Source organism: Shewanella septentrionalis, from assembly GCF_025370265.1.
Lineage (GTDB): Bacteria > Pseudomonadota > Gammaproteobacteria > Enterobacterales > Shewanellaceae > Shewanella > Shewanella hafniensis.
Map to the genome: position 1 here is coordinate 24,888 of NZ_JAMTCC010000027.1, position 24,382 is coordinate 49,269.

Sequence of the window (24,382 nt, forward strand, 5' to 3'; positions counted from 1 at the left end):
TTATTATTCCTCTTTACCATTCAAAATGTCAGAAACGGTGAAAATATCTTTGTCGCCACGACCGGAAAGATTGACCACTAAAATGGTTTCTTTGGTGCACTCGCGCGCCATTTTCACGGCATAGGCGATAGCATGTGCCGATTCCAATGCGGGGATAATCCCTTCACAGCGAGCCAGTTGTTGGAAGGCTTCTAACGCTTCATCGTCGGTGGCGGATTCATAACGGGCGCGGCCTGTGGCATTAAGATGCGCGTGCTGCGGGCCAACGGATGGGAAGTCTAATCCAGCTGAAATTGAATAGGATTCTTCGATTTGGCCTTCGCTATCTTGCATCAAAGGCGCTTTCATACCGAAGAAAATACCTGTCTTACCGTGTTTAAGCGGCGCGCCGTGCATTGGCGTGTCGATGCCTTTACCCGCAGGTTCGACGCCAATCAGTTCGACACTTGGCTCGTCGATAAAGTCAGCAAACATGCCGATGGCGTTGGAACCGCCGCCCACACAGGCGATAACCGCATCGGGTAGGCGACCTTCGCGTTCCAGCATTTGCTTCTTGGTTTCTTCGCCAATAATGCGTTGAAATTCACGCACGATTGTTGGGAATGGATGTGGCCCCGCGGCTGTGCCGAGTAAATAGTGGGCTTTTTCGTAGCTGCCAGACCAGTCGCGCATCGCTTCGTTACAGGCATCTTTTAGGGTGGCAGAACCTGAGGTGACAGGAATGACTTCCGCGCCCATCAAACGCATTCTAAATACGTTCGGTGATTGGCGCGCAACGTCTTTAGCACCCATATAGACTTTACATTTTAAGCCTAATAGCGCGCAGGCAAGGGCGGTGGCAACGCCGTGTTGTCCTGCGCCAGTTTCAGCAATGATTTCCTTTTTGCCCATGCGTTTAGCCAGCAGAGCTTGGCCTAACACTTGGTTAGTTTTATGTGCGCCGCCGTGGAGTAAATCTTCTCGTTTGAGGTAGATTTTTACCATAGGATTGGGGCTTAAATTGCGGGTTAAGGTGAGCGCCGTTGGCCGACCCGCGTAGTTTTTCAGTAAATCGGTAAATTCGGCTTTAAAGTCGTCATCTTCCTGCGCTTCCACAAAGGCAGTTTCTAATTGCTTAAGGGCTGGCACTAAAATCTGTGGCACATACATGCCGCCGTATTCGCCGAAATAAGGGTTAAGCTTTAACTTGGACATACCTTTTTCCTTATCTTATCAATCAGTTTGTCAGTGGTTTGATGGTTCTAACAGCGTTTTGGTGTTAACCGTATAAATAGTGTTAACTGAGCCGTTATCTATTTGGCCACTGGCATTAATAGGTTCATATTTTTTGTCGAGCATCACGCTTGTCGAGCACCAACTGCATCTAGGGCTTCTTGCTTAGCGCGATAGGCTAGAGACGTAAATGGGTAAAAGCCATTTGGATCAGTTGCGCCGATTTAATCCCTGCGGCGGTTTCTAGGCCAGAATTAAAATCTAAACCGTAAAATCCTTGGGCATTGGCACTGGCCGCATTGTCGGCGTTGAGTCCGCCCGCCAACATGGCATGGGCCTTTTGCTGGCCTAAGGACTTCACATCAATAATTTGCCAATCAAAGGCTTGGCCCGAGCCGCCAAATTGACCTGCCGTTTTACTATCAAACAGATATCGCGATGCTCCCTGAGGTAAGTTGCCAAGTTCACCCGTTTGCGCATCGACGCTGACGGCTTTCCAAATTTGGGTGGTGAGTCCCGCTTGCTCAAGTCGCTCAGCGAGCTGTGCGATTTCAAGTTCAGTTTCCGTGCCGTGCAGCTGTACGGCAGATAACTGCAAACTGGCGGCGATATCGGTGATGGAGCTTGGCGCTGCATTAACAAACACGCCGACGAATTCAATGGCGGGGACATCGGATGCGCGATACTCCCTGAGCAGTTGTTCTGCGCAATCAAGGGTTAAGGCGCGCGGGGATTTTTCAGCAAAAATCAGCCCACCATAGACAGCGCCTGCTGTTGCCGCGGCGCGGATATCTTCCACACGGGTGAGGCCGCAGACTTTATTGTGACCGAAGATCAATTTACGGCAGGCCAAGTCGATATCAGTCTCGGCCATAATCGAGCTGCCGACAAGGAAGCCATCTACCAGCGGACTCAGGCGGCGTACTTGCTCATTGTTGTAGATGCCAGATTCGCTGATCACCACGCGGTCGCTGCCAATGTGTGGCGCTAAGGCTTCTGTGGTGGCGAGATCGGTACTCAAATCCCTTAAGTTACGGTTGTTGATGCCGATAATCGGCGCATCTAATGCGATGGCGCGCTTAAGTTCTTCTTCGTTACTGACTTCGGTCAGTACATCGAGTTGATACTTAGCCGCTTCTTTCGCTAGATGTTGATATTGTTCATCATCAAGCACGGACAGCATCAACAGAATCGCATCGGCGCCTTGGTGAGCAGCGAGTTTGATTTGGTACTCGTCCACAAAAAAATCTTTGCACAGAATAGGTTGGTTTACCCGAGCGCGCACCTTAGGGATATAGTCCATATCCCCTTGGAAAAACTGCTCGTCGGTTAATACCGAAATGCCCGCCGCATATTTACCGTAAATATCGGCAATGGCTTCTACATCAAACACATCGCGGATAAGCCCTTTGGAGGGACTGGCTTTTTTGCATTCTAAAATGTAACCCGCCTTGGGCGCCTTGAGTGCGGCAAATAAACTGCGGTCAGAGATTTTTGGCGACAGACTGGCCTCAGGGAAACGCAGCTTCAGGGCGGCAATATGGGCCGCTTTGGTATCGACAATACGGGTTAACACATTACTTTTTGGCATAGGATTGGTTTGTGCCTGTGGCTGAGTTATCACGTCTTTGCTAGGTGTTATCAGTTCTTGAGTCATTGCCACTTATTCCTTAGTTTCACTGCTGACTTTAGCTAATTGGCTTAACAATTCAAAGGCTTTGCCGCTTTGAATGGTAGCGAGTGCCAGTATGGTTCCGGCTTTCACTGAATCCGCAATCCCACACACATACAAAGCACAACCGGCATTGATGGCGACCGCATTGGCGTGTGCTTCAGTGCCGCGACCTTTTAAAATTGCCTCGGTAATTAAGGCATTCTTGGCGGGCTCGCCCCCTTCTAAGTCTGTTATCTGCGCTAAAGGCACACCTAAATCGGCGGGCGTGAGTTGATACTCAATAATGTCGCCGTCTTTTAACTCAGCAACTTGGGTGTTGCCGTGTAGCGCGACTTCATCTAAACCGCTGCCGTGCACTACCATAGCGCGTTTTGTGCCAAGCGCCTTTAATACTTTCGCTATCGGTAAGACTAACTCAGGGCTATACACGCCAAGTAACATAAACTCAGGTCGTGCGGGGTTAATTAGCGGCCCTAACACATTGAATAAAGTGCGCGTTTTCAATGCTTGTCTTACGGGCACCGCATGTTTTACCCCGCCATGGTAGTGGGGCGCAAACAAAAAGCACAGATTCAATGCGTTAAGGCAACGACTGGCGGTCTCTGGCGACATAGTTAGGTCTATGCCAAATTGCGCCAAAAGATCCGATGAACCCGATTTACTCGACACGCTACGATTGCCGTGTTTGGCGACCTTAGCGCCTGCCGCTGCGGCCACAAAGGCTGCGGTGGTGGAAATATTAATGGTATTAAAGCCATCGCCACCCGTGCCAACAATGTCAACTATGCCATTATGAAGCGGATTGTTGTTTCGCTCAGGGCAAGGAAAAGGTTTGGCGGCGGCGCGCATGGCATCGGCGGCGCCGCTGATCTCATCAATGGTCTCACCGCGCATTTTCAGCGCAACTAACATTCCCGCCATTGCCGCTTCACTCATCTCACCGCGAATTAACGCGCCAAAAAGTTCGGCGGTTTGCTCGCGGCTTAAACTTTTACCTTGGTATAAAACGTCGAGTAAAGGCTGAATAGGGTTGGTACTCATGCGCTTACTCCTGTTGTCATGTCTTGGGTAAGAAAGGCTAAGGTTTGAATGAGCAATGTGCTGCCTAAGGTGGTGAGAATCGATTCAGGGTGGAACTGAAAGCCAACGGCTCTGTGCTCAGAATGCAGAATCGCCATCGGCATAGCGTCAGTCGTTGCGATTACTTGTAAGCAATCAGGCACGTGAGTGGCGACCAGACTGTGATAACGGGCAACGGGCAGGGGGGAGGGCAAACCGGCAAATACGCCAGTGCCATCATGGAAAGTCGGGCTTGCCTTGCCATGCACCACAAATGGCGCGCGCGCCACTGTGCCGCCGTAATATTCCACCATAGCTTGATGCCCAAGGCAGATACCCAGCATAGGGACTTTACCGGCGACTTTGGCGATAAGCGCCATCATAGAGCCTGCTTCATGGGGCGCACCAGGACCAGGTGATAACACTAGGGCTGCGGGTTCTTGTTCGTTAAGCAGTTTTTCAGCGATAAAATCGGCGGCAACATCGTTGCGGTAAATCACCACTTCACAGCCTAGGCTGCGAAATTGATCCACTAAGTTGTAGGTAAAGGAGTCAAAGTTATCGAGTAGATAGAGTTTCATGTTTGGCTCCTATTTAGATTGTACTGAAGTGGATGGCACAAAAGTCGATTGAGCTGACGCGTCATTCGCTGGCGATTCATTGACTCGCAGTCCAGCGCCCATCTTGATGGCTGAAATCACGGCTTGAGCTTTTTGACGGGTTTCGTCAGCCTCGCTTTGGGGATCCGAATCAAACACCACGCCCGCGCCCGCTTGAATAAAGGCGGTGCCATTTTTGACAAAGGCCGAGCGGATCACAATACAGGTGTCCATATCACCAAGGGCATTAAGGTAACCGACAGCGCCGCCGTAGCTGCCGCGGCGGGCTTTTTCCGCTTGGCGAACCAGTTGTGATGCGCTTACTTTGGGCGCGCCAACTAAAGTACCCATATTCATACAGGCCTGATAAGCATGCAGCGCATCTAAATCTTGGCGCAGTTGACCCGTTACGCGACTGACGAGGTGCATCACGTGGGAATAACGGTCCACTTTCAATAATTCGGCGACTTTACGGCTGCCGCTTTGGCTGATACGCGCGATATCGTTGCGAGCTAAATCGACCAGCATTAAGTGTTCTGACAGTTCTTTTTTATCTAAGCGCAGTTCAAGTTCAATGCGGCTGTCTAAGTCAAAATCAATCTCGCCCGTGGCGGTTTTGCCGCGTTTACGGGTGCCGGCAATCGGGTAGACTTCGACTTGATTACTGCTGGCTTCGTATTTGAGTGCGCTTTCGGGTGAGGCGCCAAAAAGGGTGAAATCTTGGCCCCTGAAATAAAACATATAAGGGCTTGGGTTAGTTAGACGCAGGGCGCGATAAGCCCCTAAGGTATTCGGGCAAGGTAAACTAAAGCTACGCGATGGCACCACTTGGAAAATATCGCCCGCAATAATGTGTTCTTTCAAATCGATAACGGTTTGTTTGAACACCTCATCGGAAATATTGACTTGCTCAGTAGCGTCGATGGCGACCAGTGTCGGCACATCGGCAGGTGAATTACCCAGAGTTTTACATTGGGTGCTTAACAGCTGTACTCGCTCGCTCAGCGCTGCGGTGATGGCGGCATACTGGACTGAATCACGGCTGAAATTATGGGTAATGATGTCGGCTTGTTTTAGTTTATGGTCAATAAGGATTAAGGTTTCAGCGAGGTAGAATAAGTAGTCTGGACAATCATTATCGCGGTTCGGTACGGCTGGCAGCGGTTCGACGGTATCAATCAAGTCGTAGGCCAGCACGCCACCTAAAAACAGATCCTCAAAGGCGGGTTTACTTTGGCTGTCAGTATGAGTGCCACAATCAATTTGCTGGATAAACATCCGTAGGCCATCGAGTGGCGAGGTAGATTTTAGGCGTGCATCTTCATCCTGCAACTTAGTGTCTTTTTGCAGCGTCACCACTAAGGTCAAGTTATCACGGACTAGATTGGCACTCATATCAGCACGATCGCCGCTCTCGCTGAAGAAGGTTTCGATTGGGGCAAGTAAGCTCGCGCCATTGTCGGTCAGTGCGGTAAAGGTCAGTTGATAACCGTCGCAGCGGATCATCATGGCGGCATGGGTCATCACCATGCTTTTTAAGTGATCTTTACTGTCGATTTCGGCCGACTCCAACAACATAGTATGGGGCGCATCTTGGGTAATGTGCTGATACAAACGCAGTGGATCGCTGTGATAGGTTAATGCCGTCTTGAATGTGCTTGAGCGTGCGAATGTCTGTTTGGGCATGTTCATACTCCAGCTACCTTATAAAATGTCTTTAACATCATGAGTTATCTCGCTTTATTAATCTTGTTACCCGAGTCTGCCGACATTTTTCGCACCTAACAAAAAAGCCCGCATTTCTGCGGGCTTCTTGTTGATTCTGGTCACTTTCAAATGAGCACAGAGCTTCACACCACCCGCTAAGTTGGGAAGTGCCACCACCAAATGATGTTTAATGAAGCGTTAATGTGTGTCATTCAAAAGGGTCTCGCTAATTCAGTAATTGGTGTATAGAAAACCTTAGCTGGGGTCGAATGTCAATTGAATATTTTTCATTTTCTGCGATTTATTCACTTTAATGACGCAGAAAATTTAAGTCACATAGCCACAAAATGCGAGATAGCAGCGCATTGATTAACAAATTCACGTACAATAGCCCCATGAATACTCAAAGCATATTGGCTGATCTGCACAGCCACACGACCGCATCCGACGGTCAGTTAACGCCGTCTGAATTGGTGGCTAGAGCCCTTGAAAAGGGCGTGCAGTTATTTGCGATTACTGACCACGATACGGTAGCAGGTTTACCCGAAGCCCGCGCCTTTAATCAATCGCAAGCAGAACCATTGAAATTGATCTCTGGCGTAGAAATCTCTACTCGCTGGAACAGTTATGATATTCACATAGTGGCGCTTAACTTCGATGCGGAAACTCCAGCGTTATTAGCATTTTTAGAAAATCAGCGTGAATTACGTGAATCACGCGCCCAAGAAATTGGCCATAGATTAGCCAAGGCCGGTATTGAAGGCGCTTACGAAGGTGCCAAGGCGTTGGCGGGTGAAGCGGCATTGAGCCGTGGACATTACGCCCGTTGGATGGCTGAAAATGGTCATGCTGTGGATATGCCTAGCGTGTTTAAACGCTACCTTGCCCGCGGTAAAACTGGTTATGTCCCCAATAATTGGGGTGATATGGCCAGCGCCATCGATATCATTCATAACGCGGGTGGATTAGCTGTGTTGGCGCATCCCAGTGGTTATAAGTTATCGGCAAAGTGGCTTAAGCGCTTAGTGCGCGAATATAAAGAAGCGGGTGGAGATGCCATGGAAGTGGTACTTGGCCAGCAAACATTAGACGACAGGGCCAACCTTGTGGCCTTGAGCTTACAAAATCAATTACTTGCATCGATAGGGAGTGATTTTCACTTTCCAAGTCATTGGATCGAATTAGGAAAAAATCTGTATCAGCCCCAAGGTATTGATTGGGTCTGGCAATCGGAATCTTGGGTGGAACGACCATGAGTCAGTTTTTTTATGTACATGAAGTAAATCCGCAAACACGCCTTATCAGTCAAGCTGTTGCCGCCTTAAGAGCGGGCGGTGTGATTGTTTATCCCACCGATTCGGGCTATGCCTTAGGCTGCTTGATTGGTGAGAAAGATGCGATGACGCGGATGGCGAGAATTCGTCAAATCGAGAACGATCATAACTTTTCATTGATGTGCCGCGATTTATCTGAGCTTGCGACCTACGCCAAAGTGGATAATCAGGCGTATCGCATCCTAAAAAGTTGCACGCCTGGGCCTTATACGTTCATTTTTAAAGCGACCAAAGAAGTGCCGCGTCGTCTGCAAAATGACAAGAAAAAGACCATAGGTATTCGTGTGCCCGACAATGTGATCGCACTGGCGTTGCTTGAAGCCTTAGATGCGCCGCTGATGTCGACCAGTTTGGTGATGCCAAATGCAGAATTCGCCGAGTCTGATCCTGAACAAATTCGCGATTTGCTCGAGCATCAAGTGGATGTGATTATCCATGGCGGTTATTTAGGCGAAAAGCCGACGACAGTGATTGATATGTCTGAAGATGGCGCCGAAATTTTGCGTGAAGGCGCGGGTGATATCACGCCTTTCCTCTAAATCCAGCGCAATAGATTTATCGCTAATGGATACGAGTGAGCGATGCGGCGAGTGGCTGTGCACATTTGGCAGTTTTATCGTCGCAGATTTACAGGTATAATCGCGCGTTTGGCGTTAGCCTAAGTTGGGTAGCGCAGCGTTAACGGAGCAAGATAGCGGATGCAGGGCACGCAACAGAGTTTACCCTTAGCCGTTATTCGTGGTCAGGCAATGACCGAAATGCCGCTGGATTTGTTTATTCCGCCGGAGGCGTTAGAAGTGTTCCTTGAGTCCTTTGAAGGGCCATTGGATTTACTGTTATATTTGATCCGTAAGCAAAAATTAGACGTTGTCGATTTACCCATTCAGCAAATCACCGCGCAGTATTTAGAATATATTACGTTGCTGACTCAGGCTCGAATTGAACTTGCCGCCGATTACTTAGTGATGGCGGCAACGCTTGCCGAGATTAAATCCCGTTTGCTGCTGCCGCGTATGGTGGCTGAAGATGAGGTTGAGGAAGATCCTCGGGCTCAATTGATCCGTCAGTTGAAAGCCTATGAAGTGATTAAAGAAGCGTCGCAAAAACTCGATGATTTGCCGCGGCTCGAGCGGGATGTGTTTCAAGCCAAAGCAGTGGCAGCACCCGACATTAAGCCGTTAATGATCCCGCCAGAAGTTTCGTTGTTTGAAATTGCCCGCGCCTTTGGTGATGTACTCAAACGTATCGATGCTTATGAAGATCATCATGTTAAGCGTGAACAGTTATCGACCCGTGAGCGCATGAGCCAGATTTTAGCCATGCTGAACTCGGAAGATTTTACGGCATTTGATCGTTTATTTACCGTAGCGGAAGGCCGGGCAGGCGTGGTCGTGACCTTCTTAGCACTGATGGAATTAGTCAAAGAATTATTGGTTGAATTGTACCAAACAGAACCGTTTTCAACTATTTACGTTAAGGCCTATTAATTGATGCAGATAAATCCGACTCAATTAAAACAGCTTATTGAAGCGAGTTTGTTTGTATTGGGGAAACCCTTGTCGGCGAAAATGTTGAAAGACACTGTATTGGTGGATTTCACGGTTTCCAGAGACAAAATAAAAGCTGCATTGGATGAGCTGCAGCAGGATTATCAAGACAGAGGTGTACAACTTGTGAAAGTCGCTGGAGGTTATCGCTTCCAGACCTTAGAAGTCTTAAGTCCTTTTTTGCAGCCCCTGTGGCAAGAAAAGGCGCCTAAATATTCGCGTGCGACATTAGAAACCTTGGCGGTGATTGCTTATCGTCAACCTGTGACTCGCGGCGATATTGAACAGGTGCGCGGTGTGGCCATTAGTAGTCACATCATAAAAAGTTTGTCAGATAGACATTGGATTAAAGTAGTTGGCCATAAAGAAGTACCGGGGCGACCCGCGTTGTATGCCACTACCTTAGAATTTTTAGCATATTTTGGCTTAGACACCTTAGCGGATTTACCGCCGCTGTCGGATACTGAGTCATTGCAGGCGGTTTTTTCAAGTGTGAAATTAACGCCGGAACAGTCAGAAGAGCAAAATACTAATGAGTGAAAAATTGCAGAAAGTCTTGGCCCGTGCAGGCCATGGCTCCCGTCGTGAGATGGAGGCATGGATTGCTGCAGGCCGAGTTAGTATTGATGGTGAAATTGCTAGCCTTGGGGATCGGATTGAAGCCGATGCCAAAGTGCGTATCGATGGCAGAGCCATTTCGTTAAAGTCTGCCGAAGACGTGATCTGTCGCGTATTGGCATATCATAAACCTGAAGGCGAAATTTGTAGTCGTAAAGATCCTGAAGGCCGTCCAACGGTATTCGATCGCTTACCTAAAGTGCGTGATTCACGCTGGGTTGCGGTAGGTCGTTTAGACATCAACACCTCTGGTTTATTACTGTTTACCTCAGATGGTGAATTAGCAAACCGCTTAATGCATCCATCGAACGAAGTCGACCGCGAATACGCAGTGCGTACCTTTGGTGAAATCCCTGAAGCCACAGTACAACGTTTACGTACCGGCGTGATGTTAGAAGACGGCCCAGCGCAGTTTGATAGCATCAAGCCAGCGGGCGGTGAAGGTATGAACCAATGGTGGCATGTGTGTTTACGTGAAGGTCGTAACCGCGAAGTGCGCCGTCTGTGGGAATCCCAAGAAGTGCAGGTGAGCCGTTTAATCCGTATCCGTTACGGTATGGTTGAATTGCCAAAATCACTGCCTCGTGGTGGCTGGGTTGAATTGCCAATGGAACAAGTTAACTACTTGCGTAAACTGGCAGGTTTAGAACCAGAAACCCGCACTATGCTTGCCGCCGATAAACACAGCGTAGCTCGTGCACAGGTGAAAAGTGCTAAAATTCGCCGCGCAGTACGTAAGCATAAAGTGACAGGTTCGGGAAAACCTAAGCCATCGCGTCAGCGCAGCTAAGTTGTTTTATCCGAATGAAAAAGGCCGCTAAGCGGCCTTTTTGCTTTTGTATAAAAAATGAATTTACTGTGCGTTAAACTGCTGACCATTCACTGTGCTAGCATCTTGACCCATTAAATATAAATAGGTCGGCATGATCTCTTCTGCGGTTTTGAGATCCAGTGGATTCTCAGCTGGGTAGGCTTTAGCGCGCATCTCAGTGCGGGTTGCACCTGGATTGATACTGTTGACCCGAACCGAGGTGCCATCGCACTCATGGGCGAGGACTTGCATCATGCCTTCGGTGGCAAACTTAGAGAAGGCATAAGGTCCCCAGTAGGCGCGGCCTTGACGACCCACACTGCTCGACGTGAAGATAATCGATGCACTGGGCGCTTGGCGCATCACAGGTAGTAATGCTTTAGTTAGCATTACTTGGGCCGTGACGTTCACTTTGAGTACGTCTTCGAGTGATGGAATATCTATGTGTTCAAACGGGCCTAGGGCACCGAGCAGGCTCGCGTTATGTAATAAGCCGTCTAAATGATCGAATTGCTCGGCTATGGTATCGGCCATATCGCGATAATTTTGCTCCGTCGCGCCCTTAAGATCTAATGGCACTATGGCAGGTTTTGGATAACCGGCTTGTTCGATGACATCGTAAACCGCTTCTAGTTTTTTCACTGTTTTACCGAGTAAAATCACAGTGGCGCCGTGCTTTGCAAACTCAATGGCAGCGGTGCGACCTATGCCTGCGCCAGCGCCTGTCACTAAAATTGTTTTGCCTTTGAGTAAATCTTTTGCTGCTTGATATTCCAACATGAGTCTCTTTTTCCTCTTGGCGAGAATGCCCGCCACTTCTAGAGTCGCCGAAGTGATAAACGCATGTTTCAAACAAATGAATGAAACTTTGTTATAAATAGCTAAAATGTTTGTGACAAACTTGTGGCTAACTCAATATTTTTACGTTAACTTGAAATGAGTTAGGGGCTAACATAAGCCCTATTGGTCACAGATTTAAAAGCTATTGTGACTAATTTCTTGGGGAAAACAAAACTATTACAACAAGATTTGGGGAAAAAAGATGAAAAGACTCATTTTGGGTGTTGCGATTGCATCTGCACTGGGCCTCACAGGATGTGGTGAGGACAGTTATAACGAACTCAAGGATAAGACAGAACCGCTCGTCCCTGAATCGCACATGGTGTTCGACCCTGCTAATTCAAAAGTACCATTACCGAATGATTTGCTATTCAGTGGAACCAAGGATGGCACATTATCGATTCCGGGTGAAAGCTCAGGCAATTATGTTGATCCACAAATAGCGCTTGGGGCGTTAGATGGCTGGTCGACAACATCACCGATTTCCATTGATATTGATTTAGCGAAAAAACACGACGGCACACCGCTGACCTTAATGGCGGCATCGGTTGCACAACCTGGCGCAGTCAGAATGTTTGAGGCCACTGTGGGTGGTCCATTGTCTTCTGATACTGATTGTACTGCTAAACCGTCAGTTTCAGCGTGTAAAGTCGGAGCAGAACTTCAGTTTGGCGTTGACTTTGTATCCACCGCATCAGGCAATAAAGTGGTGATCGTGCCGCTTAAGCCACTCAAAGCTGGGCAGTCGTATATTTATGCGACAACCAATCTTATTCAAGATTCTGAAGGTCGTGGCATTGCGCCTTCAACTACCTATGGTTTGTTGAAGCTAGACATCACGACATTACCTTTAGAAACGCCCGATCAATTGATGCTGCAAACCTTAGTGAACAGCTATGAGAAAGGCATTGCTGCGGCCCATAATGTCGATCCTTCTACCATAAGCTACTCTGGGTTGTTTACGACTCAGTCTGTCGCTAACGTCTATGAAACCACTAAACTGCTGATGGCGAAGGGCGCGCCTTATGCCCCCAGCTTTGCTCAGATGCCAACGCCAGCCGGTTATACCGTTGCACAAGCTGCGGGCTTAACACCGGCTGCTGGAGCTGCCTACGTGGTATCAAGTTTAGCCGATGTGTATACCGCCAAAATTAAACTGCCGATTTACGGTGACTGCTCTTCGGTCAGTTGTTTATCAGCAGAAGGAAAACCATTAATTAATGGTCATTGGAAAGCACAAGGCGATAGCCCAGTCTCGGTACTATTAGCTTTGCAAGCTGGTACACTCAGCCAAAATAATTTTGGTATGCAAGCCGTGGCCAATGGTATTGCGAACCCTGCCGATGCGTTAGCCAATCCGTCTCTAATGGCGGGTAAAACTTGGTTGTTAGACGATGGTACAGCGGTAGATAAAACTAAGCATCTGACTAAGTTCAACCCAATTCCAGCGATTAAAGGATATGAAACCGTACCTGTACTGATTTCTATGCCTAATGCGGCAAGATTAGCGGACTTTTATCAGCAACAAGGTATTCCCTTTACTCCGCCAACAGCGGGTTGGCCAACCACAATCGCACTGCACGGTTTAGGTGGCGGTAAAGAAATGTCACTGGCCTATGCAGGTTCGTATGCGGCCATGGGCGTTGCAACTATTGCTATCGATATGCCACTGCATGGGGCGCGTTCGTTCGATGCTAACGGCGATGGGGTTTATGAAGTCTCTGCGACCGATCCTTCTTTTGGGGCTGTAGTCGGTACACCAGATGCCTTTAAAAATGGTAATCCGTTGGTATTCGTGAATATCTCTAGCACTTTGTCGGTGCGTGATAATTTCCGTCAAGCGACGATGGACCATTTAGGTGTTCGTCTTGCTCTAACGGGATTAGCACAGGGCTTAGCACAAGCAGGTCAACCACAAGTATTTGATGTTTCTAAAATCAGTGCCCAAGGTCTGAGTTTAGGCGCGATTGTCGGCACCGATTTTGCGACCTATGCCAGCACTGGCATGAAGAACCCTGCAACCGGCGATGCCTTGCCAAATGCCTATGTCATCAATGCCTTATCCCTAGCAGCGCCTGCAGGGGGATTAGCAGGGTCATTTGCGGGTTCTGCAACCTTTGGTCCAGTGCTGTTTAGCAATATCAAGGCATCTGCGACTTTCCAAGCACTGGTCGATAAGGCTAATACTGCAGGATATGAGGTGGGGAGTCCTGAATATGAGGCACTGGTGCAGGCAGTATATGCCCAGTTTATTCCTACGTTTGCCTTTGCGGTTCAAACAGCTGTGGATTCTGCTGATCCAATTAACCATGCCGCTATGTTAAAGGCGACGGACTTACCTGTTCATTTAATTGAAATAGCCGGTGATGGCAACGGTAACTTACCTGATCAAGTGTTACCGAACCGTGTAGATAACTTCCCGTTATCGGGCACTGAGCCGCTGATCTCTGCTATTGGCCTACCTTGTGTTGATAGTACGAGTAAAGGTCATGGCGTAGTGCGTTTCTCTAAAGGTCACCATAGTTCGATTGTGAGCCCAAGTGAAACGGACGCTACAGATGGTATGGCTGCCGCTGCTACCGTTGAAATGCAGACTCAAGTAGCAACCTATGCTGCAACTGCAGGTAAAGGCGATGCGACGATTTTAGTGACAAACAGTGATGTCATTGCGACTTGTCCTAACTAATCTGCGCTTAATCGGAAAAACCCAGCGAATGCTGGGTTTTTTTATGGGCCTTTAGGCTGTTAGAATAGCGCGCAATTGACTGATTGATGTAACGCCCTAACGGAGAGCACTTTGGAATTTTTATACGAGTATGGAATGTTTTTGGCGAAAGCCGTCACGATAGTGGTCGCAATCGTTGCGGTTATTATTGTGGTGTTGGCTTCCACTGTTAAACATAAGTCAGATAAGGGCGAGCTGAGGATCACTAACCTGTCTGAAGAGTTAGAAGAACTGAAGCATGGCTTAAAAGAAGAACTCCTTTCAAAGAAGCAATTCAAAGCCTATGAGAAGCAATTAAAGGCTGAAGAAAAGGCGAAAGACAAAGCTGCTGATGATGCCAGCACGGGCAAAGTGTTCGTGATCGATTTCAAGGGCAGTATCGATGCTGCTGAGGTTGCGTCACTGCGTGAAGAAATCAGTGCCATTTTAGCTATCGCGGAAAAAGGCGATGAAGTGGTTGTTAATGTCGAAAGTGGCGGCGGTATGGTGCATGGCTATGGTTTAGCCTCCAGCCAGCTTGACCGTTTACGCCAAGCCGATATTCCGCTAACAGTATGCGTTGATAAAGTGGCTGCTAGTGGCGGTTATATGATGGCCTGTGTTGCGAATAAAATTTATGCGGCGCCTTTTGCAATTGTTGGTTCAATTGGTGTTGTTGCTCAACTGCCGAATTTTAATCGTTTGCTGAAAAAGCATGAAATCGATTATGAGCAACATACCGCCGGGAATTTTAAACGCACCTTGACAGTGTTTGGTGAAAACTCCGATGAGGGAAGACAGAAGTTTCAAGAAGAACTCGAAGAAACCCACGTCTTATTCAAAGCGTTTGTCGGTAAATATCGCCCTGAGTTGGATTTAGTGAAAGTGGCTACTGGCGAGCATTGGTACGGCCAGCAAGCCATTGAATTAGGGTTGGTTGATGCGATTTCGACCAGTGATGATGTGATTATGTCACTTGCCGCAGAGCGCACTGTTTATAAGATGCGTTATCAGGTGAGAAAGAAACTTGCCGATAAAATTGCCCATGGCGCCTCTTTATCTGTGAATGCTATTTTTAATCGTCTTATCGAGAAAAACCGTCCAATGTAACGGAATCTAGTGTGAATACTTTTTGAGTATTCACACTTTTTTGTTTGGCTTAACGCCCAAAGCTGCGTATCTATTACAGATTTTTTTGGCTTTTATATTATTCCCCCCTCAATTTAAAATCATTAACTCACTATTGCTATCAGTTTGTTAAGCACATTAATAAAACGTCATGCAGCAAATGCGTAAATTCATTGCGAATGAAAAATCCCTATGTTAAAAATCCCGTCGATAAAGTGGTGTTACAAATAATACCAATCGTATTAAATATCTGTTCATTCAGCGGGAGTTCAACGCGCTTTAGACAAGGCGAAGGCTTGAAGGCATAGTGGTGCTCTGTCGAAAGCCTTAAACGCAGTATAAAGCGCGTTGAAACCCGCCCTTCGGGAGCCACACAGGCATCCCACTCCCGTGTTGCATTGACTTAAAAGGGAATAACCATTTCCGCGTCAATGCGCCTTGGATTGAGATGCCTGTGAGGCTCTGAACTGATTAGATATTTAATGTGACTGGTATTAAACTAAGTTAATTAATTTTTAATGCTGTTTCAATGTTGACGTTAAATAACCTTAGCTGAATCAGTCTTAGGTGCTGGAGATTAACATGGGGAGACGAGTGCGGGTGTTTATTAGCCTTATAATATTCACTGTCTCATTACTCTTGCTTTATAATTTAGAGCAAGAATATCAATTAAGTGACATTATTAAAGAGGTTAAAGGATTTTCATTTGTTGAGTTGTTATGTGCAGCGCTACTCACAGTGGGCAGTTACTCTTTATTAACCTTGTACGATTTTATTGCCGTTTGGAATATCGACAAGGAGATACCTTATCGTAAAATAGTCCCTATTTCCTTTCTGGGTTTTACCTTCTCCAATACTATTGGGTTCTCTCTGTTAACGGGGACGTCGATAAGATATAAGTTTTATTCCGAACTCGGCTTAAGTGGTAATAAAATCACTCAAATAGTTATTTCATGTTCAGTGACATTCTTCCTCGGACTCTTTTTCATTTGTGGTATCGCACTGGTATGCTTTCCTGCTGAACAGTTATCAGCCTTACCTTTGCCAACATGGCTATTTTCATTAACCACAGTAATCGGTATTGGTATGCTGCTCAGTGTATTCGGTTATTTACTGATGAGTGTGCTGCGCAAAAAGCCATTTAACTATCGTGGCTTTGAAATTACGCCACCTCTATTATCTGTATCTTTAAGACAGTTGTTGGCGTCTTCACTTGATTGGATTGTCGTAGGAACCTTGTTTTATAGCTTACTGCCCGCGGTAGACAATTTGGGTTATATACAGGTCTTAAGTATTTTCTTTGTTGCGAATGCGCTTGGGGTGCTTGCCCATGTGCCGGGTGGTATTGGGGTGTTCGAGTCCGTCGTGACTGTGGCCTTATCGCAATATTTACCGGTTGAGCAAATCCTCGGCGCCATTATTGTCTATCGGATCATTTATTACATTATTCCATTCTTAATCTCTTTGGCATACTTTGTTATTACAATCGCGCTGTCAAATAAAGATAAAATTGTAAAATTAAATACTCGAATTGCATTTATCCGCCAACTGTTACCACCGCTACTGAGTATCAGTGTATTTAGCTCAGGTTTATTATTACTCTTGTCAGTGGTTAACCCTTCTATTATTCATAAGTATCACTGGTTGGGCGAATTAGTACCGCTGCCGATCATCGAAATATCGAGCATCATTTTGAGTGTGAGCGGTGTCTTGCTATTGTTGTTATCCCATGGGTTATTTAAACGCTACCATAATGCCTTTGAATTAACGAAAAAGCTGCTGTTGGTGGGCATGTTATTTATTATGCTTAAGGGCGCGGAATGGGAAATATCACTCGCGATCGGATTAGTTTACGCATTGATGTTGCCATGTGAGAATTTGTTTTATCGAAAGGGTTCAGTCGTCGGGATTAAATACTCTTTGGGTTGGCTGTTATCACTTTCTGCCGCTTTACTCTTAATGATTTGGGTATTATTTTTCTCCTATCAAGATGTTGATTATGATCATTCACTCTGGTTTACCTTCTCCCCCGATAGCCATGTATCACGAGCATTGCGAGGAGGAGCGATTGCTATCTTTATCGTGCTTACCTTTGCCGTGCGCTATTTCTCGTCACGAACTCAGCTTAAATCACCACAACTGGACACGCCTTCATTAAAGCAGGCTATGGAGATTGTCGCGCAGTCGCCGAGCAGTCATGGCTATTTAGCCTTAGTGCAAGATAAATCAATCCTATTTAACGAGGATAAAGACGCCTTTCTTATGTATGCAAGGGCCGGACATTGCTGGGTGGTAATGGGCGATCCAATTGGTAATCAACATAAATTTGATGATTTGTTGTGGCAGTTTAGGGAGTTATGCGATGCCTACGATGGTTGGCCGGTGTTTTATCAAGTGACGCAAAAATATCTGCCGAGCTTTTTAGAGCAAGGATTAGGTTTATATAAATTAGGCGAGGAGGCGATTGTTCAGCTCGACCAATTTGACTTACCGTCGAGTCGCTACAAAAGTTTGCGCCAGAGTCATGCCAAGGCGCAGCGTGAAGGCTTAAGTTTTGCAGTGATTGAGGCGAGCCAAGTGAGGGCCATACTGCCGCAATTAGAAGCCATATCATCGACTTGGTTAAAGGCGAAGCAAGGGCGCGAAAAGGGGTTTTCTGTTGGCTATTTCTCTGCCGCTTATCTGTGCTCGACACCTATGGCATTAGTGTATGCAAACGGCGAACTCGTGGCGTTTTCAAATATTTGGGCGAGTGCTGCTCAGGTTGAATTTTCTGTCGATCTGATGCGTTACGAGCCTAAATTATCGAGCAGTAATATCATGGATTTTCTGTTTACTGAGCTATTGCTATGGGGAAAACAGCAAGGCTATCAGAGGTTTAATCTCGGGATGGCGCCTATGTCAGGCTTAACCGACAGAGCGTTAGTGCCATTTTGGACTAAGTTGGCGAAGGTTGTGTATAAGAAGGGTAATAAGTTTTATAACTTTCAGGGGCTTAGAAGATACAAGGATAAGTTTAATCCAACGTGGGAGGCCAAGTATTTGATTTGTTATGGCGGATTATCTCTGCCAATTGTGGTGGGCAGTTTAGTGACATTAACGAGTCGTGGTGCAACCGGTGTATTTAAAAAGTAGGTGAACGATGAATAAATCCTTTGTGAAAATACTAAGCCTTATGATGATGTTTTGCAGTAGCTTTAGTGTCTTAGCCGATGACTTTGCTGACTCACTCGGCTTGACACTTCTGCCGGTCGCTAATAGCGCAAATGATAAAGCGAGTGCGAAAAAGCCGCCCTTAGTCATCTTTATGAGTGGCGATGGTGGCTGGGCTAATTTAGATCAAGGTGTGAGCCAGTTATTGCAACAGCAGGGCTGGCCAGTGGTGGGGTGGAGTTCGCTAAAATACTATTGGAAACAAAAAGATCCCAAGGATGTGACTCAAGATACTATGGCCATTATCGATAAGTACGAGGCCGAATTTGGCACACAAAAGGTGGTATTGGTTGGCTATTCTTTTGGCGCCGAAATTATTCCTTTTGTGCTTAATGATCTGCCACTCAAGTATCGACATAAGATCCTCGGCGGGGTGTTATTGTCACCTTCACAGACGTCGGATTTTGAAGTGCATGTGAGTGAAATCGTCACGTCTAGCAATGAGTCCGCAAGTTATCTGACGTTGCCCGAGGTAAATAAACAGAAGACAGTGCCTATGCTGTGCTTATACGGCAAAGACGATGATGCCCCTAAGCATTTGTGTCCAGTAGTAAAACAGCCGAATGTGACTGTGATGGAGTTAGACGGTGGCCACAGCTTTGATGATGATTACGATAAAGTGGTGACTATCATAAAGCATTGGTTGAAAAGTTAAGTTATCACCCGATATCAGCTTGAATACATTCAGAAAGGAAAGGGCGCTTAATGCGCCCTTTGGGTTTTAGCGAATCGAATGTCGCGTTAATCAGATTTGATAGCTGATATGTTGATGGAAGCGTACGACGAGATCTTCACGCTCTGGGTCTACACCGATATCTGCGGCGAAGGCCTTCAGGGCTGTTTCGACATTGTTCATAAAGCGTCCGAAGCCTGAATCATCACAGTCTTTGGTGCCCGCGACTATGGTGAAGTGCGCGGCTTCGACTAAGTTATCGGCATTCCAGCGACGGATCACTTGCTGCTCAGTCGCATTAGGATCGAACCCTATCATTTGTACTTCGGCTTTGCTGTCGAGTTTTTCAAACTTACTGTTACGCACCAGCGGGGTTAAGCCATTTGCTATCATGGCAAGACGCGTCAGTTGTCTGTTGGCTGCCGCTTTGAGGAAGCAATCTTCAAGGTGTTGATATAAAGGCGTAAAGTCGGTTGCCGAGTCAGGTAATAAACCCTGCTTAAGTTTACGGCTCAGTGGCAAGCTTACTGTTACATAAGTGAGAGAGCTGACGTTCTCTGGTAATTCGCACTTTCTGGCTTTATATCTTGGGCCGATGGCACGCAGTTTATAGCCATAGGTTTCTTTATAGCCCTTGGCTTTTGCGAACAGATCATAGGATAAATGCTGATGGTCGCGGACCTTAACTTTAAGATCGCTTATCGGCATTAAAGGCATCAATTCTGTCAGTAATTCGCGCACTCTAATGTGGAAACTGGCGGAATTACTGCGGATATCTTCACCCGTGGCAAGGAAGACAATGCGCAGTTTACGGGCGCGATAGTTTTCTTGCGAGAATAAATTTTGTGCTTCGTGGTAGGCTGGATTATAAAAAAATAGAATTTGTTCAGTGGTTTGGAAGCAATAGGCTTCGGTGTGGTAACGGACAACAGGCAGTTTATCGTTAGTGATCACGTGGACATTACGCAGATCGTGTTGTTCTGCCAAATTAAATATCAAACGGCTTAAGGTTTGATAACAGCTTTGATAATCAGGATATTGACTCAGTAGTTCATCCGTCACCTTGATTTCGGCTGTGATGTATTGATTGGTACGGGCTTCCTTGGGTATGTACACTTTTTGCTGATGGCTAAGGGACATATTGACTCCTTGTTTGAGTTAACCATTTGCTAACACGAATTTTACTGTTTATCTATAGGGTTAATCTTGCGTTAGAACACGTTTTTATCCGTTGAGCATGAGTTTAGCTAAGTAAGCGGTTCGTTAGCTTAAAATAGCAGCTATTTTATTGGGTTAACGCATTTTCTATCCATGGTTGCATCCAAGTTGCTATCTGTACCTGCGCCTTTTCGTTGGGATGAATGCCATCCCTTTGCATTAATTCTGGATGGGGCGCGATATCCTGCATAAAGAAGGGGATCAACACTATATCCTGGGTTTTAGATATGTCTTGATACACTTGGGTGAACTTTTGGGTATAGCGAGGGCCATAGTTAGGCGGTACCATGATCTCGGTCAGCAGCACTTTTGCGCCGCTATCTTTGGCTAGGGTAATGATTTGGATTAGATTATTTTCGAGTTGCGTTGGGGGGAATCCACGTAAACCATCATTACCTCCTAGCTCAACGACCACAAGATCGGGAGCAACAGAATCGAGCAAGGCGGGTAATCGGCGTAGGCCGCCCGCTGTGGTTTCGCCGCTCACTGAGCCATTGGTAAACTGATGTTCGGGCAGATTTTTTTGCAGTAGTGCTACCCAGCCTGACTGTTCTGCCATGCCGTAGCTAGCGCCTAAGCTATCGCCGAGGATCAGTATTTTTGCCGCGTGAGCGGGCGTGACCATGAGTACACTCAGTAGGATGAATGCCCCTAGGGTCTTCGCCATTGATTTTAATCTTAGCGATTGATACCAGAACGATTTATATAAGAAGGATCCTATGTCTAACGTCATCTTAAAAAACAGTGCCATTAATGTTGTTAACCTCGAAAAATCAGTGATTACTCAGGAAGGAACGCTCACTATCCTCAAGGGCATTAACTTAGATGTCAAGCAAGGTGAGAGTGTGGCTATTCTTGGCCCGTCGGGTTCGGGTAAGTCTACCCTGCTCGGGCTGCTTGCGGCGCTTGATACGCCTACCTCTGGCGAAATTTGGCTCGATGGCGTAGCGTTATCCCCACTGAATGAAGAGCAAAAAGCCGCGCTGCGTAAACAGAAGGTCAGCTTTATTTTTCAATCCTTTATGTTAGTGGATACCTTAACCGCGCTGGAGAACGTCATGTTACCCGCCGAGCTTGCGGGCGTGAGTAATGCCAAGGAAAAAGCGCAGGCCATGTTGGTGCGTGTTGGTTTATCCCATCGCTTGACCCATTTACCCAAACAGCTTTCGGGTGGTGAACAGCAAAGGGTGGCGATTGCCCGCGCTTTTATCTGTGAACCTACAGTCTTGTTTGCCGATGAACCAACAGGCAATTTAGACAGCGTCAACGGCCATAAGATTGCCGATATGTTGTTTGAGCTTAATCAAGAAAGCCATACAACCTTAGTCCTTGTTACCCATGATCTGCTGCTGGCCAAACGGTGTGAGCGTCAACTGGTGATGGATAACGGCCATTTACAGGAAGATATTACTCAAACAGAACCGCTAGCCGATGTTAAGGAGGCTTAATAATGGAGTTAAGTCTGGCATGGCGCCTGTTTAAACGCGAGTTACAGCAGGGACAATTGTTATTGATTATCCTCGCTATTACGCTCGCGGTTTTGTCTGTGAGTGGCTTGGCGCGGGTGAGTGAACGTCTGCAAGTGGCAATTAGTGGTCAAGCTTCACAGTTTATTGCTGCCGACCGTATTATCGATTCGCCGGTTAAAATAGATGCGGCGATTTTGACCAAAGCCGAAGATCTTGGGCTTAAGCATGTGACGAACATGCAATTTAATTCCATGGTCTATTCGGGTGATAAGTTTCAGTTAGTCACAGTTCGCGCCGTTGAAACAGGTTATCCACTCAAGGGCGACATTGAACTCACCAGCGGTAAAACCAAGGCTTTACCCCAAGCGGGAGAAATCTGGTTTGAAACTCGCTTAGGTGGACTCCTCGGTTATCCCAAATCCATCGAACTAGGTAATAGCGAATTTGTGCTCAGCAATGAGATCAGCCGCTTACCCGACGCTGGCTTTAATCCTTTTGCTTCCTCGCCCGTGGTATTGATGCGCATGGAAGATGTCGCCAAAACGGGAGTGATTCAACCGGGCAGCCGCGTGACCTATCTGTATCAATTTGCAGGCGATGAAGCCTCGCTTACGGCTTTTGAGCAAAGTGTTAAACCGCTTCTCAATAGCACCCAGCGCTGGGTCGATGTGCAATCCGGTGACTCGCCGATTGCGGGAGCCGTTAAGCGAGCTGAGCGCTTCCTACTACTAGCCAGTTTGATGGGCATTGCACTGGCCTGCGCCGCGATAGGCATTGCCGCCCAGCGTTATTGTCAGCGCCATTACGATGTGGTGGCCATGCTGAAAACCTTTGGCGCCTCGGCAAAGCAAATTCGGTTGTTGTTCGGCACTCACTTATTGTTAGTGACGTTAATGGGGATTGTGCTTGGCCTTATCGGTGGTGTGTTACTCGATTTTGGGATCAGTTATCTATTGCCGCCCGAAATTGCCGCCTATTCGCCGCCACTCACACGGCCATTACTGCTCGGCGTCAGCACAGGGCTTATCAGCGCCTTTATGTTTTCGGCTTATCCATTGATGCGCTTACTGGCCATTCCGCCACTACGAGTGCTACAGCGTCAGTTAGAAGGCCTACAACTGGGGATGTGGCTGCATCTGCTATTGAGCTTAGGGGCGATGGCGTTACTGGGCTATTTGTATTCCCAAAGTTGGGCTTTGACCCTGACTGTGGTCGCGGCCGTGTTGCTGCTCGGTGTGCTGTTAAGTGTGCTTGGCTTTGTGATGATACGTTTAGGCCACAGTGTCGGCATGAAGACAACCAATCCCTTACAGTTGGCCCTTGCAGGGCTCAGACGTCGTGCGCGGCAAAATGCGGTGCAATTGGTGGGATTTAGCGCCGCACTGGTATTGTTATTGACGATTCTGGCATTAAGACAAGATTTGCTCAACGAGTGGCAAAAACAGTTGCCCGAAAATGCACCTAACTACTTCCTCGTTAATATCGCACCCGACGATGCTAAGCCCTTAAATGATTTTATGACGGCTAAGGGCATTGTTGCGACGGACATTTATCCTGTGATCCGTGGCCGTTTAACACAAATTAACGGCGAAGTGCTGATTTCGAATGAACAGTCTGAAGCGGGTGAAAAGGGCAGAGTGGGTATTTCCCGCGAGTTAAACCTCACGTGGCGTAATACGCTGCCTGCTAACAACGAACTGTTAGAGGGGCATTTTAATCAAGCGGCCGATGAAGTGTCGGTGGAATCTGGCGTGGCGGACCGTTTGGGTATTGGCATTGGCGATAAGTTGACCTATGTGATTGATAATCAAGAGCTCACAGTCAAGGTTGCCAGTATCCGCGCCGTGCACTGGGAAACACTGCAGCCAAATTTCTTTATGATTTTCACCCAAGAAGCTCTCGCGCCCTTTGCTTATACCTCGATGGCGAGTTTCTATCTGAACGATCAAACTACTAATAGCCAAGCGACGAATGACCAGTCAACAAATGACCCAGCAACAAGTGGGCAAGCACTGAATGCCACGCCTAAGGATGCAGTGATCCTTGCGCTTATTCAGCAATTCCCGACCATATCGATCATCGATGTGGGCGCTATGGTGGGGCAGTTACGGCAGATCATAGAGCAAGTGTCGCTATCGCTGACCTTAGTGCTGGCCTTAGTGTTACTGGCAAGTGCCTTAGTCTTGATTGCACAGACTGAAGCGGGCATGGCAACTCGGCAGCGCGAACTGGCGGTGCTGCGTACCTTTGGCGCTTCGGGATGGTTATTGCGCAGTGCAACGGGTTTAGAGTTCGCCTTGCTTGGCGGTATTGCGGGCGTGTTAGCCGTCATAGTGGCCGAATTTGCGTTATATCTACTTAAGACGCAAGTGTTTGAGCTTAATGTGTATATGCACTGGCCTTGGTGGGGAATCGCCCCTGTTTCTGGCGCCTTAATCGTGGCCTTACTTGGGGTGTGGCGTTGCCGACAATTGCTCAGCCAATCTTGCTCTGAACTATTAAAGGCGGGCAGCTAATGGTTGCTTGCATGGGCTAACACTATAAGTTTATGACTTAAGTAGGCAGCGTTAACAAC

General features: G+C 47.2%; 20 protein-coding genes and 1 other annotated feature. Of the genes, 11 read left to right on the forward strand and 9 right to left on the reverse strand.

Annotated features, from left to right (window positions below):
* Positions 1-3: 3 nt before the first annotated feature.
* The 5 genes from trpB to NE536_RS15530 form a co-directional block, all read right to left on the reverse strand.
* On the reverse strand, positions 4-1,194 hold the full coding sequence (gene trpB, locus NE536_RS15510; RefSeq protein WP_063884781.1) for a tryptophan synthase subunit beta: 1,191 nt from the start codon (positions 1,192-1,194) through the stop codon (positions 4-6).
* A 196-nt stretch (positions 1,195-1,390) separates the two neighbouring features.
* Positions 1,391-2,869 carry a bifunctional indole-3-glycerol-phosphate synthase TrpC/phosphoribosylanthranilate isomerase TrpF gene (trpCF, locus tag NE536_RS15515; RefSeq protein WP_261273245.1) on the reverse strand — a complete coding sequence of 493 codons (1,479 nt, stop codon included), beginning with the start codon at positions 2,867-2,869 and terminating at the stop codon, positions 1,391-1,393.
* 6 nt (positions 2,870-2,875) lie between these two features.
* Positions 2,876-3,928 carry an anthranilate phosphoribosyltransferase gene (gene trpD, locus NE536_RS15520; RefSeq protein ID WP_261273246.1) on the reverse strand — a complete coding sequence of 351 codons (1,053 nt, stop codon included), beginning with the start codon at positions 3,926-3,928 and terminating at the stop codon, positions 2,876-2,878.
* Entirely contained in the window at positions 3,925-4,527 is a 603-nt protein-coding gene (locus tag NE536_RS15525) for an aminodeoxychorismate/anthranilate synthase component II (RefSeq protein ID WP_261273247.1), read from the reverse strand. The genes trpD and NE536_RS15525 overlap by 4 nt, the downstream gene beginning before the upstream one ends.
* Before the next feature lie 9 nt (positions 4,528-4,536).
* Positions 4,537-6,231, reverse strand: coding sequence for an anthranilate synthase component 1 (locus tag NE536_RS15530; protein ID WP_261273248.1), 1,695 nt, complete (start codon positions 6,229-6,231; stop codon positions 4,537-4,539).
* A gap of 98 nt (positions 6,232-6,329) precedes the next feature.
* Positions 6,330-6,437: a sequence feature (Trp leader region), on the reverse strand.
* 210 nt (positions 6,438-6,647) lie between these two features.
* Here NE536_RS15530 and rnm point away from each other — a divergent pair.
* The 5 genes from rnm (at position 6,648) to rluB (ending at position 10,541) form a co-directional block, all read left to right on the forward strand.
* Positions 6,648-7,508, forward strand: coding sequence for an RNase RNM (rnm, locus tag NE536_RS15535; RefSeq protein WP_261273249.1), 861 nt, complete (start codon positions 6,648-6,650; stop codon positions 7,506-7,508).
* Positions 7,505-8,125, forward strand: coding sequence for an L-threonylcarbamoyladenylate synthase (locus NE536_RS15540; RefSeq protein ID WP_261273250.1), 621 nt, complete (start codon positions 7,505-7,507; stop codon positions 8,123-8,125). Before rnm ends, NE536_RS15540 begins: the two co-directional genes overlap by 4 nt.
* Positions 8,126-8,284: 159 nt before the next feature.
* Positions 8,285-9,073 carry a segregation and condensation protein A gene (locus NE536_RS15545; RefSeq protein ID WP_106650907.1) on the forward strand — a complete coding sequence of 263 codons (789 nt, stop codon included), beginning with the start codon at positions 8,285-8,287 and terminating at the stop codon, positions 9,071-9,073.
* 3 nt (positions 9,074-9,076) lie between these two features.
* Positions 9,077-9,673 carry an SMC-Scp complex subunit ScpB gene (scpB, locus tag NE536_RS15550; RefSeq protein ID WP_012089553.1) on the forward strand — a complete coding sequence of 199 codons (597 nt, stop codon included), beginning with the start codon at positions 9,077-9,079 and terminating at the stop codon, positions 9,671-9,673.
* Complete coding sequence (gene rluB / locus NE536_RS15555) at positions 9,666-10,541, forward strand: 23S rRNA pseudouridine(2605) synthase RluB (protein ID WP_011847141.1); 876 nt, start codon at positions 9,666-9,668, stop codon at positions 10,539-10,541. The genes scpB and rluB overlap by 8 nt, the downstream gene beginning before the upstream one ends.
* A 63-nt stretch (positions 10,542-10,604) precedes the next feature.
* Here the strand turns inward: rluB and NE536_RS15560 are convergent, their stop codons facing one another.
* On the reverse strand, positions 10,605-11,342 hold the full coding sequence (locus NE536_RS15560) for a YciK family oxidoreductase (protein ID WP_261273251.1): 738 nt from the start codon (positions 11,340-11,342) through the stop codon (positions 10,605-10,607).
* A 262-nt stretch (positions 11,343-11,604) separates the two neighbouring features.
* Here NE536_RS15560 and NE536_RS15565 point away from each other — a divergent pair, with 262 nt between their 5' ends.
* A complete protein-coding gene (locus NE536_RS15565; RefSeq protein ID WP_261273252.1) occupies positions 11,605-14,088 on the forward strand; it encodes a VolA/Pla-1 family phospholipase in 2,484 nt (827 codons plus the stop codon).
* A 111-nt stretch (positions 14,089-14,199) separates the two neighbouring features.
* A complete protein-coding gene (sohB, locus tag NE536_RS15570; protein ID WP_012197295.1) occupies positions 14,200-15,216 on the forward strand; it encodes a protease SohB in 1,017 nt (338 codons plus the stop codon).
* Between the two features lie 208 nt (positions 15,217-15,424).
* Here sohB and NE536_RS22930 read toward each other — a convergent pair whose 3' ends face one another.
* On the reverse strand, positions 15,425-15,607 hold the full coding sequence (locus NE536_RS22930; RefSeq protein WP_261273253.1) for a hypothetical protein: 183 nt from the start codon (positions 15,605-15,607) through the stop codon (positions 15,425-15,427).
* A gap of 209 nt (positions 15,608-15,816) precedes the next feature.
* Here NE536_RS22930 and mprF point away from each other — a divergent pair, with 209 nt between their 5' ends.
* Both mprF and NE536_RS15585 read left to right on the forward strand, forming a co-directional pair.
* Positions 15,817-18,369 carry a bifunctional lysylphosphatidylglycerol flippase/synthetase MprF gene (gene mprF / locus NE536_RS15580; protein ID WP_261273254.1) on the forward strand — a complete coding sequence of 851 codons (2,553 nt, stop codon included), beginning with the start codon at positions 15,817-15,819 and terminating at the stop codon, positions 18,367-18,369.
* 7 nt (positions 18,370-18,376) lie between these two features.
* Positions 18,377-19,102, forward strand: a complete 726-nt coding sequence (locus NE536_RS15585) for an AcvB/VirJ family lysyl-phosphatidylglycerol hydrolase (RefSeq protein WP_107948118.1) — start codon at positions 18,377-18,379, stop codon at positions 19,100-19,102.
* A 90-nt stretch (positions 19,103-19,192) separates the two neighbouring features.
* Here the strand turns inward: NE536_RS15585 and NE536_RS15590 are convergent, their stop codons facing one another.
* Both NE536_RS15590 and NE536_RS15595 read right to left on the reverse strand, forming a co-directional pair.
* Positions 19,193-20,260: a DUF3083 family protein gene (locus tag NE536_RS15590; RefSeq protein WP_006082174.1), complete on the reverse strand. Its 1,068-nt coding sequence runs from the start codon at positions 20,258-20,260 to the stop codon at positions 19,193-19,195.
* Positions 20,261-20,405: 145 nt separating this feature from the next.
* Positions 20,406-21,005, reverse strand: a complete 600-nt coding sequence (locus NE536_RS15595) for an arylesterase (protein ID WP_261273255.1) — start codon at positions 21,003-21,005, stop codon at positions 20,406-20,408.
* A gap of 52 nt (positions 21,006-21,057) precedes the next feature.
* Here NE536_RS15595 and NE536_RS15600 point away from each other — a divergent pair, with 52 nt between their 5' ends.
* A complete protein-coding gene (locus tag NE536_RS15600; protein ID WP_212600695.1) occupies positions 21,058-21,786 on the forward strand; it encodes an ABC transporter ATP-binding protein in 729 nt (242 codons plus the stop codon).
* A 2-nt stretch (positions 21,787-21,788) separates the two neighbouring features.
* Positions 21,789-24,323: an ABC transporter permease gene (locus NE536_RS15605; RefSeq protein ID WP_261273256.1), complete on the forward strand. Its 2,535-nt coding sequence runs from the start codon at positions 21,789-21,791 to the stop codon at positions 24,321-24,323.
* Positions 24,324-24,382 lie beyond the last annotated feature (59 nt).

Coding starts and splice junctions, on each gene's coding strand:
- trpB (WP_063884781.1), bottom strand. CDS start 1,194: ATGTCCAAGTTAAAGCTTAACCCTTATTTCGGCGAATACGGCGGCATG.
- trpCF (WP_261273245.1), bottom strand. CDS start 2,869: ATGACTCAAGAACTGATAACACCTAGCAAAGACGTGATAACTCAGCCA.
- trpD (WP_261273246.1), bottom strand. CDS start 3,928: ATGAGTACCAACCCTATTCAGCCTTTACTCGACGTTTTATACCAAGGT.
- NE536_RS15525 (WP_261273247.1), bottom strand. CDS start 4,527: ATGAAACTCTATCTACTCGATAACTTTGACTCCTTTACCTACAACTTA.
- NE536_RS15530 (WP_261273248.1), bottom strand. CDS start 6,231: ATGCCCAAACAGACATTCGCACGCTCAAGCACATTCAAGACGGCATTA.
- rnm (WP_261273249.1), top strand. CDS start 6,648: ATGAATACTCAAAGCATATTGGCTGATCTGCACAGCCACACGACCGCA.
- NE536_RS15540 (WP_261273250.1), top strand. CDS start 7,505: ATGAGTCAGTTTTTTTATGTACATGAAGTAAATCCGCAAACACGCCTT.
- NE536_RS15545 (WP_106650907.1), top strand. CDS start 8,285: ATGCAGGGCACGCAACAGAGTTTACCCTTAGCCGTTATTCGTGGTCAG.
- scpB (WP_012089553.1), top strand. CDS start 9,077: ATGCAGATAAATCCGACTCAATTAAAACAGCTTATTGAAGCGAGTTTG.
- rluB (WP_011847141.1), top strand. CDS start 9,666: ATGAGTGAAAAATTGCAGAAAGTCTTGGCCCGTGCAGGCCATGGCTCC.
- NE536_RS15560 (WP_261273251.1), bottom strand. CDS start 11,342: ATGTTGGAATATCAAGCAGCAAAAGATTTACTCAAAGGCAAAACAATT.
- NE536_RS15565 (WP_261273252.1), top strand. CDS start 11,605: ATGAAAAGACTCATTTTGGGTGTTGCGATTGCATCTGCACTGGGCCTC.
- mprF (WP_261273254.1), top strand. CDS start 15,817: ATGGGGAGACGAGTGCGGGTGTTTATTAGCCTTATAATATTCACTGTC.
- NE536_RS15585 (WP_107948118.1), top strand. CDS start 18,377: ATGAATAAATCCTTTGTGAAAATACTAAGCCTTATGATGATGTTTTGC.
- NE536_RS15590 (WP_006082174.1), bottom strand. CDS start 20,260: ATGTCCCTTAGCCATCAGCAAAAAGTGTACATACCCAAGGAAGCCCGT.
- NE536_RS15595 (WP_261273255.1), bottom strand. CDS start 21,005: ATGGCGAAGACCCTAGGGGCATTCATCCTACTGAGTGTACTCATGGTC.
- NE536_RS15600 (WP_212600695.1), top strand. CDS start 21,058: ATGTCTAACGTCATCTTAAAAAACAGTGCCATTAATGTTGTTAACCTC.
- NE536_RS15605 (WP_261273256.1), top strand. CDS start 21,789: ATGGAGTTAAGTCTGGCATGGCGCCTGTTTAAACGCGAGTTACAGCAG.